The sequence below is a fragment of the Deinococcus indicus genome (assembly GCF_002198095.1).
Taxonomy (GTDB): Bacteria; Deinococcota; Deinococci; order Deinococcales; family Deinococcaceae; genus Deinococcus; species Deinococcus caeni.
Map to the genome: position 1 here is coordinate 151,450 of NZ_NHMK01000011.1, position 15,557 is coordinate 167,006.

Genomic DNA, 15,557 nt, shown 5'->3' on the forward strand with positions numbered 1-15,557 from the left:
GTGGCGGTCGGTCGGGGCGGTCGGCGGCGGGGTCGCCTTCTCCGCTGTCTACGTCCCCCCGTTCAGCTCCAGTTCCAGAGGGTCGGTTCGTACTCGTACGAGCGGGCGTTCAGGCGGCGCAGGTGCCCGATGGCGTGGAAGGGGAAGTGGTAGCCGGTCACCCACAGATTCTCGGTGACGATGCGGTTGAAGATCCGCTGGCGGGTCTGGGCGGCCTGCGCGCCGTTCGTGTCGAAGCTGACGTACGCGCCCTGGTGTTTCAGGGAGATCAGGAAGTGACCGCCGGCGTCCCCGAGGATCATGATTCCCTGACCGCCGCTCTGCGCGAGGACGCTCAGGTGGTTGGCGGTGTGGCCGGGGGTGGGGACGCTGGTCAGGCCGGGAACGATCTCCTGGCCGGGCGCGATGAGCCTGAAGCGGTCTTTCAGGGCGATCAGGTTGTTCTTCACGGCGTCGTTGGGGTTGGCCTGCGTGGCCCAGAAGTTGAATTCCGCCTCGCCCATGACGTGCTGCGCGTTCGCGAAGGTGGGTTTCCCGGCGGTGGTCAGGCCGCCGATGTGGTCGCCGTGCCCGTGAGTGATGAACACCGTGTTCACGCTGTCCGGTTCGATGCCGGCGCGGCGCATGTTGGTCACGAGTTGCCCGTTCGCGCCGCCGCGTCCGGTGTCGATCAGGATGCGCTGGCCGCCCTGTTCGATCAGGACCGGGTTGAAGTGGTTGACGGTGTTCGCGGCGGCGACGTGGTACTCCGCGAGCGTCTGCGTGAATTCGGCCTGTCGGTCCGGGTTGGCGCCCCAGGTGGGGAGCAGCGCGGCCAGCGGGGTGGTGCCGTCGCTGATGACCGTGACGGTCATGTCCCCGATCTTCTGGCGGTAGAAGCCGTTGCCGTTCATGGGGGCCATGGCGGCGGGCGCGGTGGGGGTCGTCTGGGCGCGGGCGAGGGGAGCGGCGGCGGCCAGGGCGCCGGCCGCGCCGATCAGGCGCAGGGCGTCACGCCGGGGCAGGGTGAGGGTGGGACGGTCGTCGTTCGGCGTCTGGTCGGACATGCGGAACCTCCATGAAGTGGTGTGCAACCGCTTCACGTTAAACAGTGGGGTCCGCCCGAATAGCAGCGTCGCCTACGCTTCCCTTGACCGTCCGTTCATGATCGCCGCGTCATCCGGATTGCCGGCTCCACCTCTGGAACCCGCTCTGCTCCTGCTCGCATCCGCCCGGATTGAATGGATTACACAGCCGTTCAATCCGAGTCCGTATCAGTGTTCGCGCAGCCAGGCCAGCAGTTCGGCGCGGCCCAGCGGCGGCGTGATCGCGTACCCCTGCGCGGCGTCGCAGCCCAGGCCGCGCAGCATGTGCAGCTGCTCGTTCGTCTCCACACCCACCGCCACCACACCCAGCCCCAGCCGGTGCGCCAGATCGATGGTCCCCTGCACCAGCGCCAGGGACTTGTCGTCGCCCGGCAGGCGGGCCGTCAGGGTCGGGTGCAGTTTCACGGCGCTCAGCGGGAAGCGCGTCAGCGAGGCGAGGCTGCTCGCCCCATCCCCGAAGTCGTCCACGCTCAGGCGCGCGCCCAGCGAGCGCAGCTGCTCCAGCAGGCCCAGCGTCTCCTGACTGTGATCGAGCAGGCTGCCGGCGGCCACCTCGATGTCCGGGGCGCCCTCGGCGGACAGCAGCGGCAGCAGGCGGCGCAGACCGGCGCTGCGGCGCAGTTCCTCCAGGCCCAGGTTCACGCTGACCGTCCAGTCCCCGTACCGTTCCGGCAGCGCCGACCGCACCGCCGAGCGGCCCAGCACCGCCTCCTGCACCACCCACTCGCTGATGCTGGTGATCAGGTCGCTGCGGCTCGCCAGATCCAGGAACCGGTTCGGGCTCAGCATTCCCAGCGTCGGGTGATTCCAGCGCAGCAGCGCCTCGGCACTCACGGGCCGCCCCTCGCGCAGCGAGATCGCCGGCTGGTACAGCAGCGTGAACTGCTCGCCCTCGACCGCGCCGCGCAGCGCCTCTTCCAGCTCGAAGGCGCGCGCCACCTGCTCACGCAGGTCCGGATTGAACACGCTCACCTGATCCCGGCCCTGCCGCTTGGCGTGCTGCATGGCCACCTCGGCGTCCCCGAGGGCCGCGTCGCCCGACATGCCCGCCGCCAGCGTCACCACGCCCAGCGCCACGCTGACCGACACGTCCCGCTGACCGACCCGCAGCGGCACCTGCTGCAACGCCGCCCGCACCCGCCCCGCCGCGCCCGGCGCGTCCACGCCCGGCAGCGTCACCGCGAAGGAATCGTCCGCCAGTCGCGCCGCCTGCCCCCGCGACTCGTTCGCCAGGTCGTTCAGGCGCGCCGCCACCTGAATCAGCAGCCGGTCGCAGGCCGTGCGGCCCAGCGCCGCGTTCAGCGCCCCGAACCCGTCGATGTCCAGGCACACCACGCTGCCCGCCCCGCCCGCCGCGTTCAGCGCCTCGCGCAGCCCGGTGCGGTTCAGCAGGCCGGTCAGCGAATCGTGCCGCGCGTCGTGCCGGATCTTCGCCTGCGCGCGGCGCAGCGCCGTCAGGTCCCGCAGGGTCAGCAGCACGCTGCCGCGCGCCCCGCCCGCCTCGCCGCCCACGCCGGTGGCGCGCAACTCCATCTGCCGCACCGTGCCGTCCGGCAGGGCCAGCAGCACCTCGCGGCGCAGCGGCAGCGGCACGTCCTTCCAGTCCGGCATGACCATCGGCTCGCCTTCCGGCGTGAACAGCCGCACGCCCAGTTCCCCCAGCACCCGCGACACACTCAGGCCCACCAGCCGCGCGGCCTCCACGCCCAGCAGCGCCGACGCCCGCTCACTGACCAGCTGCGCGCGACCCAGGTGATCCACCAGGATCGTGGCGTCCTCGGACAGAGCCAGTACCTGCGTCATCACGCCCAGCGGCGCGCGGCCGTCACGGCCACCCGCCTCGCCCTGCGCGACCAGCAGGCCCTCCTCGGACGTGCGCCGCACACTCAGGGTCAGGGTGCCGCCGCCCTGCAACTCCACCTCGGCGCGCGCCGCGCCGCCCGTCGCGGCCAGCCGCACCAGATCCCGCACCGTGTCCGACGGGACGTTCGCGAAGCACGGCCACGCCCACAGCGGCGCGCCCGTCACGACCGGCGACGCCGCCGGCAGCAGCTCCAGCAGCCCGTGACTGGCCTGCAACACCGCCCCGGAATCCGACAGCAGCGCCGCCGGCGTCTCGGTGTCCAGCAGCGCCGAGACCCGCGCGGCCCGCTCGTACTCGCCCGTCACGTCCTGCAGGGTCAGCATGACGCCCGCCACCGCGCCGCCGTAGTACGGCCGGGCCTCGCCGCGCACCCACACGACCGCGCCGCCGCGCCGCACCTGCTCGTCCGGCAGCCGCACCGAGCGTCCCGCGCCGGCCTGCGCCAGCACCTCCAGGAACGCCGCGCGGCCCGCGAACACCTGCTGCACCGTCTGCCCCACCACCTGCGACTCCGGCAGGCCGAACATCTCCAGGAACGGCCGGCTGACCTTGCGGAAATTCAGGTCCGCCGTCAGCCACGCGGTCGCCACCGGCAACTGCGTGACCAGCACCTCCGTCTCGCGGTTCGTGCCGTCCACCCGCGCCGCCGCGAGCAGCATCGTCAGGACCTGCACGGCCGCCGCCGGCACCTCGCCGTCCTCGGTCCACAGCAGCCCCAGCAGCGACCCGTCCCGCGTGAGCCACGTCATCTCGCCCCGGTCGAACCACTCGTCCGGCGGGACCAGATCCGGCCCGACCGACTCGGCCGGCGCGTCGGCCCGCACACGCAGCACCTCGTCGCCCAGTGAGGCCAGCAGCGTCGCCCGTGGCGCGTGCACGCGCAGCAGGTCACTCAGGGTGGCGTGAACAGCGGAAAAAGTAGCAAGGGGAGTCACTTCTGGATTACCTCGTGCGCGGCCACCGCAGCAGCGAACGCATGAAAGACGCGAAAGACAGGGGAGGGAATGCGGCAGGCGAACCACCGGCGGGACGTACCACCCCTCCATCGTGCCATCTCAAGTCTTACCACCTTCATGCAGATCCAGTCCGTCCCTGCGCTCCCGGCACGCACTATTCTGAAGGCATGAAGCACAAACTCTCCACCCTGGTCGCGCAGGCACGCGGCGGCCGGGTCGTCCGCACCCCCTTCCTGGACGGCGACGACATCGACCGCCGCCTCCTGACCGGCGACGACCTGAACCACAAGATCGCCGGCGGTTTCCCCGACGCCCGCCGCGTCATCCTGACCCTGCACCCCGCCCACATTCCCGACGTGGACAGCGGCGTGCAGGTCTACCGCGTCACCCCCGAAGACGCCGCCCCCCACTGGGACGCTCAGGACTTCAGCGTGCAGCTGCGCCGCCTCGAACTGAACGAGGAGCAGCTCGGCGACCTCCGCGAGGACCGGGGCGACTTCCTGATCGCCGCGACCGGCAAGGCCGCCCAGACCCTCGCCGCCCTGACCGAACTCGGCGGGCGGCACGTCACGGTGCAACCCGTCGGCGAGAGCGCCGGTAAGAGCAGCCGTGTTCGCGAAGTCGTCGTGCCCTCCATGCGCGTCGACGTGGTCGGCGCCAAGGGCTTCGGCGTCAGCCGCGCCTACTTCCAGCAGGGCATCGACGGCGGCAAGGTCCGCCTGAACGGCGCCCCGGCCCGCGCCAGCAGCGAAATCCGCGAGGGCGACAGCCTCAGCGCCGACGGCCTCGGCCGCATCGACTTCAAACGCGTCGTGAACGAAACCCGGCGCGGTAACTACAAAGTCGAACTCGACGTCCACAAATGACGCCCACACCAGCGACCCCCACACAAGTGACCCCCCGCCCGTGATCGACCTCACCACCCGCAACCCCACCCTGCAACCCGAACAACTCACCCGCGACCTGACCCCCAGCCAGCGTTACGGACAGGTGCGGCTCAGCACCTACGCCCCCAACCCCGCCTACCCCAGCCAGGAACAGGCCCGCACCGCCGTGCAGGCCTTCCTGAAGGGCGCCCAGGTCCGCCCCGGCGGCTTCCGCCTGTTCCGCCGCGCCAAACCCGAGGGACGCGGCCTGTACCTCGACGGCGGCTTCGGCGTCGGCAAGACCCACCTGCTCGCCAGCGCCTACCACGCCGCGCAGGGCGAACGCGCCATCATGAGCTTCCAGGACCTCATGTACATCATCGGCGCGCTCGGCATGACCCGCGCCGTCGACGCCTTCCGCCAGCACGACCTGCTGCTCATCGACGAATTCGAACTCGACGACCCCGGCAATACCCACATGGCCAACACCTTCCTCGGGCAACTCATGCCCGGCGGCACCAGCGTCATCGCCACCAGCAACACCGAACCCGGCGCACTCGGCCAGGGACGCTTCAACGCCAGCGACTTCCAGCGCCAGATCCAGGGCATCGCCGACCGCTTCGACACCTGGCGCATCGACGGCCCCGACTACCGCCAGCGCGGCGTGCGCCCCGAAGACACCATGACCCAGGCCGAATACGACACCTGGGAAGCCCGCCAGCACCCCGCCACGCTGGCCCGCCTCACGCACCGCGACCTGAGCCGCCACCTGCTCAGCGTCCACCCCAGCCGCTTCGGCCGCCTCCTGGCGGACGTGCAGGCCGTCGCCATCACCGACCTGACCTCCATGCCCGACCAGAACGTCGCCCTGCGATTCGTTCACTTCATCGACAAACTGTACGACCTGGGCCTGAACGCCGCCTTCACCGGCACCAGCCTCACGGGCCTGTTCAGCGACACGTACCGGCACGGCGCGTACGCCAAGAAGTACAGCCGCTGCCTGTCCCGCCTGTCCGAGATGCTGCAAGAAGCCCGGCGACCCTGACCCCCGGAGCGTCCATGAGCGACCTGCCGAACGACCTGCCCATCAGACGCTTCAGCCGCCGCGACGGCCTGCCCGGCACGCAGGTTCACGCGCTGACGTGCGATCACCTGGGGCGGTTCTGGTTCGCGGGGTCCAGCGGACTGGCCAGCTACGACGGCGTGCGGGTCCGCCGCTACCAGCAGCGCGATGGCCTCTCGACCCACGGCCTGCGCGCCCTGGCCGTCCGTCCCGGCGCGCCGCACGAACTGCTGGTCGGAGGCGACGCCGGCGTGGACCTGCTGGACCTGCGCGAGATCGGCCCGCCCCGCGTGCGGCCCCTGCTGACCACCCCCACCTGGACCGGCGGGCGGGTCGAGGTGCTGCTGCCCGACCCGGACGCCGGCGGCGGCCTGTGGATCGGCACGGCGTCCGGCCTGTACCGCTGGGACCCGGACAGCGGCGCGCACCCCGTGACCGACCCGACCCTGGCGGGGCAGCACGTCACCGCACTCGTCCGCAGCGGCCCGCTGGTCTGGGCCGCCACGCACGGCGGTCTCCTGCACCGTCACGCCGCCCGGCCCGGCGGCGCGCCGGGCGGCTGGACCTTGCCGTACCCGGCGCCGCTGCCGGGCGGAGCGACGACCGCGCTGTGCGCCGCGCCGGACGGCACGCTGTTCGTCGGGGCAAGCAGCCAGCTGACCGAACTGGCCCCGGACGGAACCGTGCGCGCCACGCTGCCCCTGCCGGCTCCGGTCACGGCGCTGCTGTTCCAGCCGCCCAGCCAGACACACCCGGCCGAACTGTGGGTCGGGGTGGGCGCGCGGCTGCTGACCTTCCGGCGTGGCGCGGGTGGATGGCAGGCCCACGGCCCCGCGCTGTCCGAGGGCCGCGTGAACGCCCTGCACGGCGACCCGTTCGGGAACGTCTGGGCCGCCACCGACAGCCGGGGCGTGCTGCGGGTCAGTGCGCTGCGCCGCGTCTACCAGCGTCCCCTGGTCCCCTCGCCGCAGGCCGCGTACTCGGTGCGGCCCGGCGGGTCACGCGGCTGGCTGGTCGGCGCCGAGCAGGCGCTGTGGCGTTTCGAGGAGGACGTGACCCCGCCGTCCGGCTGGCAGGCGCAGGTGATCGCGGACCTGCCAGCCGTGTGGGACACGCTGGAACTCGAATCCGGCGAGCGGTGGTTCGCCACGCAGCAGGGCCTGTGGCGCGCCGCGCCGGGGCAGGCCCCGGTGCCCGCCGCGCCGGACGACCCGGAAGCGCAGGCTCCGGCCCGCGCGCTGCTGTGCCTGCGCGGCAGGCTGTGGATCGGGACGGTCCGTGGACTGCTCAGCGTGCCGCTGGCCGATCCGCACGCCCCGCTGCGCCGACACCTGAACGGCGCCACGCCCCTGGGTTACGTGTACACCCTGTGCGCCGGGCACGACGGCACCCTGTGGATCGGCACGCTGGGCCAGGGCCTCTGGCGCGAGCAGGACGGACCGTTGAGCCGCGTGACCGACCCGGCGCCGGACCTGCTCGGCGTCACCGGGAACGTGTACGCCCTGGCTCCCTGCGACGACGGCGACCTGATCGCCGTGCAGGACAACCGCGTGCTGCGCCTCGGGCCCGGCGGGGTCCACCTCCTGGCGCGCAGCGAGGAGGCGGTGGCCGGCTGGGCGGTCCTGGTGCAGGGCGACCGCCTGTGGGTAGGCGGCAGCGACGGCCTGTCCGAGTACGACGCCCGCAGCGGCGAGCGGCGCCGCCAGGCCAACTGGCCCGGCGCGGACAGCTGGGAATTCACCACCAGCCGCAGCCTCGCCGCCGGTCCCGGCGCGCTGCTGTGCGGTCTGAACACCGGCCTTCTGAAAGTGGACCTGACGGAACTCGGGCGCCTGACCGCCCCCCCGCCCCCCACCCTGGCCTCGTTGGAATTCCGGCCCGGTCCGGCCCCGCTGCCCCCGGAAGTCGCGCAGGCCAGCGGGGCCGGACCGCACACGTTGCCGCAGGGCCACTGGGGCCTGGAAGCCTGGCCCGCCTGCCCCTGGTACCTGGACGAGGACACCCTGCGCCTGCGTCACCGCCTGCTGGGATGGGAGGCCGACTGGTCCGCTCCCCACCCGCCGGGACCCATCCGCTACCAGTCGCTGCCCGCCGGACGCTACACCCTGCAGGTGCAGGCCTTCGCGCCCCTGACCGGCTGGAGCGCCCCGCAGTCGCTGTTGCGGCTCCACGTGCAGCCACCCCGTTGGCAGCGGCGGCTGTCCGCCGCCTTCACGGCACTGACCGGCCCCTTCCTGCAGACCCGGCGACTGCGCCGCCAGAACCTGGCGCTGGAACAGCGGGTTCAGGAACGCACCCGCGAGGTCGAACGCGCCCACGACGCGCTCCTGAACGCCAACCGCGAACTGCAGACCCTCTCCCTGACCGACGCGCTGACCGGCGTGCCCAACCGCCGCCAGTTCGACGCCGCGTGGCAGCAGGCCGCCGCGCAGGTGCAGGCGGGACACCCGGTGACGCTGGCGCTGCTGGACATCGACCACTTCAAGGGCTTCAACGACACCTACGGACACCAGGAGGGCGACCGCTGCCTGCAACGGGTGGCCGGCGCGCTGCGCGGCGCCCTGCGCGGCCCCGCCGACCTGCTCGCCCGTTACGGCGGCGAGGAGTTCGGGGTGATTCTGCCCGGAGAATCGCTGCGCGACGCGGCCGGCGTCATCGAACGCCTGCGCCGCAACGTCGAGGAACTGGGCATTCCGAACGCCGCGTCCCCGCACGCCACCGTCACGGTCAGCGTGGGGGCCGTGACCGTGGTGCCCGGCGCGCCGGGGCTGCCCGCCGACTGGCTCGATCTGGCCGACGCCGCCCTGTACCGCGCCAAGGACCTGGGCCGTAACCGCGTCGTCCACGACCGACCCTGATCCGGCGCTGCCCACGGCCCACCCGTGCCCACCCGACTGCCCCGCTTTACGCGCTGCGGCGGCTGCGTTTCTCGGCTTCGATGGCGCGTTGCAGGTCCTGGATCTGGCGGAGCATGTCGAGCTGCTGGGTGGGCGGGGCGGTCGTCAGCTGGGTTTTCAGGTGGGTGACCTCGGCGCGCAGGGCGTCGATGCTCATGCTGACCTGAATGTCGTCGACGGCGGTGGCGGCGTACGCGCCGACTTTCTGTTCGTACTGCTGGCTGTTCTCGCGGCTGATGCTGCCGGCGTCGCGGCCCTCGAACATCAGGCGGATCAGGAGTTGCTCCTCGGGCTGGCCCCGGAAGATGTCGAGGACGCCTTCGGGGGTGGGGGTGCCCTGGAGGGCCAGCATGACCTTGCGGACCGTCTCGTTGCGCCAGGGGGTGGTGCCGTCCAGCTTGGCGCGGAGGCTGGGATCGACCAGCAGTTGCCGCAGCAGGGCCATCTCGCGGTCCTCCTCGGTGCGGGTGGCGCTCATGCCCGCCAAATGCGTGTCGGTCAGGACGCGGCGTTTGGCCTTGCTGGCGATCCATTCCAGCAGCGCGTCGGGTTTGATGCCCAGCGTCTCGCAGGCGGCGGCGCGGACGCCCTCGGCGATATCGTCCAGGGGATCGAGGTTCTGCATGCGCGGCAGCAGTTCCATCAGGATGCGGCGCTTGCCCTCGCTGGTGCCGGTGCCGTGCCGTTCGATGGCGGCCTGCACGCGGTAATGCACCTCGTCGAGGCCGCCGCCGATGGCGTGGCGCAGCTGCTCGTGCCCGCCGGCCAGCAGGGTGTCGGCAGGGTCCTTGCCGCTGGGGACGCTGGTGGCCCGCACGCGGAACTTGGCGCCCAGCACCTGATCCAGCCCGGACAGCGTGGCCTTCAGGCCGGCCTCGTCTCGGTCGAACAGCAGAACGAGGCTCTGCGCGCCCAGCCGTTCCAGCAGCGTGGCGTGCTCGGCGGTCAGGGCGGTGCCCAGGCTGGCGACTGCGCCGGTAAAGCCGTGCTGGTGCATGGTGATGACGTCCATGTAGCCTTCCACGACCGTCAGTTCCGCGCCGCTGCCCAGCCCCGCGCGGGCCTTGTCCAGGCCGTACAGCAGTTCGCCCTTGCGGAACGCGTCGGTTTCCGGGGTGTTCAGGTACTTCGGTTTGCTGTCGTCCAGCACGCGCCCCCCGAAACCCACCAGCCGCCCCAGGTGGTCGCGGATGGGGAACATCACGCGCGCCCGGAAGCGGTCGTACACCCGGCCGGACTCCGGGTTCTCGATCAGCAGGCCCGCCTCCAGCAGTTGCCGTTCGGTCAGGCCCTTCACGCGCGCGTGCTTCAGCAGGCCGTCCCAGCCGTCCGGCGCGAAGCCGATCTCGAAGGCCTCGATGGTCGCGTCCGTCAGGCCGCGCCGCCGCAGGTACGCCAGCGCCGCCTCGCCCGCCGCGCCCGTCAGGTGCTCGCGGAAGTACGCCAGCGCGAAGGCGTTCACGTCGTACAGGTCGCGGTTGCTGCGCTCGCCGTACTTCGCCTCGACCTGCACGCCCACCCGCTCGGCGAGTTTGCGCAGCGAATCCCCGAAACTCAGGTTCTCGGTACGCTGCACGAAACTGAACACGTCGCCGCCCGCCTTGCACCCGAAACAGTAGAAGTACCCCTGCTCGGTATCCACCTGGAACGACGGGGATTTCTCCTTGTGGAACGGACACAGGCCCTTCATGCGGCCCTTCCCGGCCGGGCTGAGGCGCACGTACTCGCCGACCACGTCCGCAATGTTCAGGCGTGAACGAACCTCTTCTTTCGTTCCCATGCAACCTCACCCCCCCTGGACAGGCCGCCCGCATGACTGCACGGACGGCCCGGTAGACCCGCAGTGTACTCCACCCCCCGCCCACACCGCTACACCCCGAATTGTGCGTCTGGTACGAATAAAACCATGAGAGGTGCAGTGAGGGCCGTGCCACACGCGCCCGCCCGCGTGAACGCACGCCCAGCGCTCCCTTCAGACCCCATGACCGCCCCTGAAGGCCCCCCTCATGCCCCCGCCCGCCACGCGGCGCACGCTGAAGGGCATGAACCCCTACAAGGTCAGCCAGCACGACACCACCCACGGCAAAGGCGGCGAACACCACCTCGTGAAAGGCCAGCACAGCCACATGCGCCTGTGGCACCGCGAGGAACCGAACGCCGACAAACCCGAAAGCACCAACCCCTACGAAACCCTCGGGTACGTCATCGAGGGCACCGCCGACCTGATCATCGACGGGCAGACCATCGCCCTCCAGCCCGGCGACTCGTACCACGTTCCCGCCGGCACGCCGCACACCTACCGCATCACGCAGACCCTCACCGCCGTCGAAGTCACCACGCCCGGCACCGACCAGTAAGCAGCGCACCCGCACCCCTGCGCCGCCTCGCGGCCCTGCCGGGCAGTTCCACGAATCCCTCCCTCTCCCCGCAGGAGAGGGATTCTGCATGCCCCGTTACACAGTCCCGCTACACAGGCCCGCAACTCAAGCCGCGCTCAACCCCCCATGAACCCCCCTTCAGCACACCATCACGCCCCCGCCCCACCCCAACCGCCACGCTGAACGCATGACCGACCAACCCCTGAAAGGCAAGACCATCGCCATCCTCGCCGCCGACGGAGTCGAGCAGGTCGAACTCGTCAAACCCCGCGAGGCGCTGGAAGCCGCCGGGGCCACCACGCACCTCATCAGCCTCAAGGCCGGGCAGATCCAGAGCATGAAAGGCGACATGGAACCCCAGGACCGGTACGACGTGGACCACACCGTCACGCAGGCCAACCCCAGCGACTACGACGGCCTGCTGCTGCCCGGCGGCACCGTCAACCCCGACAAGCTGCGCCTGGACGCCTACGCCATGCAGTTCGTCCGCGCGTTCTACGACCACGGCGCGCCCATCGCCGCCATCTGCCACGGCCCCTGGAGCCTCAGCGAGACCGGCATCAGCAAGGGCCTGAAGATGACCAGCTGGCCCAGCCTGAAACACGAACTGACCCTCGGCGGCGCCGAATGGGTCGACCAGCCCGTCGTCGTGGACAAAGGCATCGTGACCAGCCGCAACCCCGACGACATTCCCGCCTTCACCGCCAAGATGATCGAGGAATTCCAGGAAGGTGACCACAGCAGCAAACGCTGACCCCACCCCACCGACCCCCAACGCAGGCAGCGGCCCTTCCATCTCTGGGAGGGCCGCTGTGCTGCTGCACACTCGACTGGGATGAGACGCCTGGGATTGAACGGCCTTGCCAGCCATTCAATCCGGGTCCGTCTTACTTGCCGCCGCCGATGCCAATGCCGATCCCGACACCCACACCGACGCTGACGCCGCCCGACCCGCCAGCCGAACCGGACCCACCAGCCGACCCGCCAGCCGAACCGCCGACGGACCCGCCCGCCGACCCGTTCCCGGCAGCGCTGCCCGAGCCGCCGCCCGTCGCGGGAACCGACCCGGCCCCCGCCGCCGCGCCCGCGACGAGCACCTGCACCAGCGTCCGCGCGCCCGCCTGCGTCTGCACCGCCACGCCCTCCAGGCTAACCATGCCCGCCGCGTCCACCAGCACGCGACCCGCCACGTCATACGTTCCCGCGCCCGCACCGCCCGACACGACCACGTCCGTCACGAGCGCCGCCTGCGCGCCACCCGCCCAGCGGCCCGCCGCGTCGAACTGACCCAGCACCTGACCGCGCGCGTCCAGCAGCGTCACCACGCGACCCTGCAACGCCGCGCGACCCTCGGCCGCCGCCCGCGCCAGCACCTGCCCCTCCGCGCGGATCGCGCTGCCCAGGCTCACGCCCGCCCCGCGACCCGACACCACCAGCGACTCCAGCGTCACGCGGCCCTGCGCCGCCGCGCCGCCCGCCACCCGGAACGACTGCTGCGCGCCGTTCTCGAACGTCACGCGGGCCGTGGACACCGCGCGGCTCGCGCCGCTGAACACGACCTGACCCGCCCCGTTCACCGTGCCGATCACGCGACCCTGCGCGTCCAGCAGCACCACCGCGCTCGCCTGAACCGCCACGCCCGCCGAAGCGGCCGCCGCCGCCGAACCCGACGCGGACCCCACCGCGGACCCCGCCGCCGCCAGGGACACAGGAGCCAGAAGGGAAACCGTCATTACCACAGGAAAGAGAATTCGTTTCATGGTCACATCCTTTCCAGGCACCACAACCGCCCGGTGAAGCGAACTATAGAAAACGAACCTGAAAGGAATATGATTGACCCGAACTTAGTAGAAAACGACAAAAGATCAATGATCCGCAGCCGGAATCATTGAGCATGCCCCCGGCCACACTACCCACGCCGGACCCACCCACTTCACCAGACCCCCCACAAAAAACCCTCAAAACCCACCCCCACACCCCTACACTGCACCCCATGACCCGACCCTGGCTCGTCACCGGCCTCACCGGCACCCTCGCCCCACACGTCGCCCACGCCCTTGAGGCCCAGGGGCACACCGTCACCGGCTGGGACCGCCACACCACCCCCGCCGACGACAGCCCCGCCGCCCACGCCCACCTGCACACCCTGAACCCCCAGGGCATCCTGCACCTCGCCCTGGGCGCCGAAACCTGGGCCGCCACCCTCGCCGCCCACGCCCACGCCACCGGCATCCCCTTCGTCCACACCAGCACCGCCATGGTCTACAGCGCCCAGGCCGGCGGCCCCCACCACCCCACCCAGCCTGCCCAGCCCGACAGCGACTACGGTCACTACAAGACCCGCACCGAACACGCCATCCGCGCCGCCAACCCCCACGCCGTCATCGCCCGCATCGGCTGGCAGATCCACCCCACCGCCACCGGCAACAACATGGCCCAGCAACTCCAGGCACAACACGACCAGAACGGCGTTATTCGCGCCAGTCGCCACTGGATTCCCGCCACCTCGTTCATGACCGACACCGCCCACGCCCTCGCAGCCCTCGCGCAGGACGGCACCACCGGCACCGTCCACCTGGACAGCAACGCCCACGACGCCCTCACCTTCCCGGAACTCGTGCGCGGCCTCGCCCGGCACCTGAACCGCGACTGGGAGGTCGAGGAAACGGACGACTACACGCACGACCAGCGGCTCGTGGACGACACCACCCGCCTGCCCGGGCTGCGCGAACGCCTCGGGCTGGCGTAAAGGCCACTCTGGAGAGATCAGCGGGCGGCTGTTCCGGCTGAGTTGCGTGCTACCCCACCCCCCAACCCCCATCCCCAGGGGGGCCACGTCTTCGCCGCGCAGGGCGGCCTGCGCGTTGACGCCAGATCTACAGCCGCGCCTGGAACCTGGGAGCGGGGGAGCAGTCGCTGCGCTCGGCAAGAGGTTCTACTGCTGCGGCGTACCTGCAAGGGGCGGTGACGTGTCGGGCCTCGACGCCATCCTGCCGCCCCCACTGGAAGGCCCGCGCGCTTCGCGCACGACGGCTGACGGTCCACCGCATGGCGGGACACTTCGGCCAGTGGGGGCCGCCTGACCAGTGGACCTCCTCCTAGCGGTTCCTGCGCGGCCCCTGGAGCCTCAGCGAAACCGGCATCAGTAAGGGCCTGAACATGACCAGCTGGCCCAGCCTGAAACACGAACTGAGCCTCGGCGGCGCCGAATGGATCGACCAGCAGGTCGTCTTGGACAAAGGGATTGTCACCAGCCGCAACCCCAACGACATCCCCGCCTTCAACGCCAAGATGATTGAAGAATTCCAGGAAGGCGACCACAGCAGCAAGAGGTAACAGGGGATAGGAGAAGGGCTGCACTCGGGAGGGGAGTGTGGCCCTTCTCCTGTATTTTTTACATCAATCCGATCTTTACGGCAAAATTTTCTTAATAAGATAGGATCAAGTTCAAAATATTGAATTTTAATGAAATCTGACTAGCTACCAAGAGCCCTCATTGCTATTTCGGCGGCTGCTTTAAGTACTGGATAGATGGTCGAGGCGGCATCAACTACATCCTTCGTATTTTTGAAAAGGGAAACAGTGTTCTCAAAAAAATTTCGCGCCTTATTTTTATCATCGGAATCGCTGGCTACGACAACCATTACGGATTGTCCCAGCAGCTTTTCTAGATCTTTAAGAATCTCTTCTGGACCAATTAAATTAATGCGAGATATTGAAACTCGAATGAGGTTTATTGTTACTCGTATTCTATCTTTCAGGATTGTGTCTATTTCAAGTGAATCTATTCCGGACTCTAATTTTGAAATCTGATCTAAAATATCATCAATCGCCTCTTTGCTGATAATAGTTGAGGTATTCTTCTCCCAAAGATTGTTAGAAACTATCTGGGCATTTTCTATGCTTGCCGGACTTATAGAGTGAATCGGCTCGGCGTATGATGTAGGGCTCAGTAGGAAGAATGGTGTCAAAATTGGTTCTACTAATTTAATATTTGTCGTCTTTGATCTTTCATTAGACATTTCGGATACGAAGTTTCTTGCGTCTCTTATTATATTGAGCATTGAGATGTAATCACTCAATAAAGCTTCGTCTGAATAAGTGCCGGAAGTTTCGTCTGGTTTTCGTCCCAGGCTCCAAGAGATGGCAGGAAAAGCCAGAAAATGCCCGTCTGATCTTCTGTAATACTGTAGATCATCACCAAACTGGTAAGGTTTGATAGTTTTAACTATATTGATCACTTGTTCAAGAGGATTGCTGGTTTCCACAGATTAATAATACAGTAAAGTTTCACCGGAGTGGGCTCATGTGCTTTTCGTTATTGCGTAACAAGTTTCAACGAAATCTTCGACGGCTGGGCAGCTAAAAACGACGTTCTGGACTCCTTGGACTTCGTCCACTCTATTCACGCCGGATCTGCATTTTCACCGCTTTTGTGCGTTTGTGGA

At 69.0% G+C, this 15,557-nt stretch carries 12 protein-coding genes; 7 read left to right on the plus strand and 5 right to left on the minus strand.

The genetic code is table 11. The annotated features are described in order from the left end of the window. Window positions 1-62 precede the first annotated feature (62 nt). Both CBQ26_RS08855 and CBQ26_RS22810 read right to left on the minus strand, forming a co-directional pair. A complete protein-coding gene (locus CBQ26_RS08855; RefSeq protein ID WP_088248269.1) occupies window positions 63-1,046 on the minus strand; it encodes an MBL fold metallo-hydrolase in 984 nt (327 codons plus the stop codon). Window positions 1,047-1,253: 207 nt separating this feature from the next. After that, complete coding sequence (locus CBQ26_RS22810) at window positions 1,254-3,884, minus strand: sensor domain-containing protein (RefSeq protein ID WP_280522581.1); 2,631 nt, start codon at window positions 3,882-3,884, stop codon at window positions 1,254-1,256. Between the two features lie 188 nt (window positions 3,885-4,072). Between CBQ26_RS22810 and CBQ26_RS08865 the strand changes: the two genes are divergently transcribed. From CBQ26_RS08865 to CBQ26_RS08875, 3 genes are read left to right on the plus strand one after another with little or no spacing between them, the layout of a single operon-like run. Beyond that, complete coding sequence (locus tag CBQ26_RS08865; RefSeq protein WP_088248270.1) at window positions 4,073-4,771, plus strand: S4 domain-containing protein; 699 nt, start codon at window positions 4,073-4,075, stop codon at window positions 4,769-4,771. A 40-nt stretch (window positions 4,772-4,811) separates the two neighbouring features. After that, window positions 4,812-5,816, plus strand: coding sequence for a cell division protein ZapE (zapE, locus tag CBQ26_RS08870; protein WP_088248271.1), 1,005 nt, complete (start codon window positions 4,812-4,814; stop codon window positions 5,814-5,816). A gap of 14 nt (window positions 5,817-5,830) precedes the next feature. Further along, window positions 5,831-8,692: a ligand-binding sensor domain-containing diguanylate cyclase gene (locus CBQ26_RS08875; RefSeq protein WP_088248272.1), complete on the plus strand. Its 2,862-nt coding sequence runs from the start codon at window positions 5,831-5,833 to the stop codon at window positions 8,690-8,692. 46 nt (window positions 8,693-8,738) lie between these two features. On the opposite strand, the gene dnaG is transcribed toward CBQ26_RS08875, so the two are convergent. Continuing rightward, window positions 8,739-10,511 (minus strand): DNA primase, encoded by a 1,773-nt coding sequence (gene dnaG / locus CBQ26_RS08880; RefSeq protein ID WP_088248273.1) that lies wholly within the window; start codon window positions 10,509-10,511, stop codon window positions 8,739-8,741. 226 nt (window positions 10,512-10,737) lie between these two features. On the opposite strand from dnaG, the gene CBQ26_RS08885 reads away from it, so the two are divergent. Then, the gene (locus tag CBQ26_RS08885) at window positions 10,738-11,088 is read left to right on the plus strand and encodes a cupin domain-containing protein (protein ID WP_216360346.1); all 351 of its coding nucleotides are present in this window, start codon (window positions 10,738-10,740) and stop codon (window positions 11,086-11,088) included. Window positions 11,089-11,296: 208 nt separating this feature from the next. Next, window positions 11,297-11,863, plus strand: coding sequence for a type 1 glutamine amidotransferase domain-containing protein (locus CBQ26_RS08890; protein WP_088248274.1), 567 nt, complete (start codon window positions 11,297-11,299; stop codon window positions 11,861-11,863). Window positions 11,864-11,996: 133 nt separating this feature from the next. Here the strand turns inward: CBQ26_RS08890 and CBQ26_RS08895 are convergent, their stop codons facing one another. Then, the gene (locus CBQ26_RS08895) at window positions 11,997-12,842 is read right to left on the minus strand and encodes a hypothetical protein (RefSeq protein WP_088248275.1); all 846 of its coding nucleotides are present in this window, start codon (window positions 12,840-12,842) and stop codon (window positions 11,997-11,999) included. 260 nt (window positions 12,843-13,102) lie between these two features. Between CBQ26_RS08895 and CBQ26_RS08900 the strand changes: the two genes are divergently transcribed. Together CBQ26_RS08900 and CBQ26_RS08905 are read left to right on the plus strand one after the other, a co-directional pair. Then, window positions 13,103-13,858 (plus strand): sugar nucleotide-binding protein, encoded by a 756-nt coding sequence (locus tag CBQ26_RS08900; RefSeq protein WP_172417999.1) that lies wholly within the window; start codon window positions 13,103-13,105, stop codon window positions 13,856-13,858. 359 nt (window positions 13,859-14,217) lie between these two features. Further along, window positions 14,218-14,445: a DJ-1/PfpI family protein gene (locus CBQ26_RS08905; RefSeq protein ID WP_308430605.1), complete on the plus strand. Its 228-nt coding sequence runs from the start codon at window positions 14,218-14,220 to the stop codon at window positions 14,443-14,445. A gap of 140 nt (window positions 14,446-14,585) precedes the next feature. Here CBQ26_RS08905 and CBQ26_RS21290 read toward each other — a convergent pair whose 3' ends face one another. Beyond that, window positions 14,586-15,377 carry a hypothetical protein gene (locus CBQ26_RS21290; protein WP_143342035.1) on the minus strand — a complete coding sequence of 264 codons (792 nt, stop codon included), beginning with the start codon at window positions 15,375-15,377 and terminating at the stop codon, window positions 14,586-14,588. Window positions 15,378-15,557 lie beyond the last annotated feature (180 nt).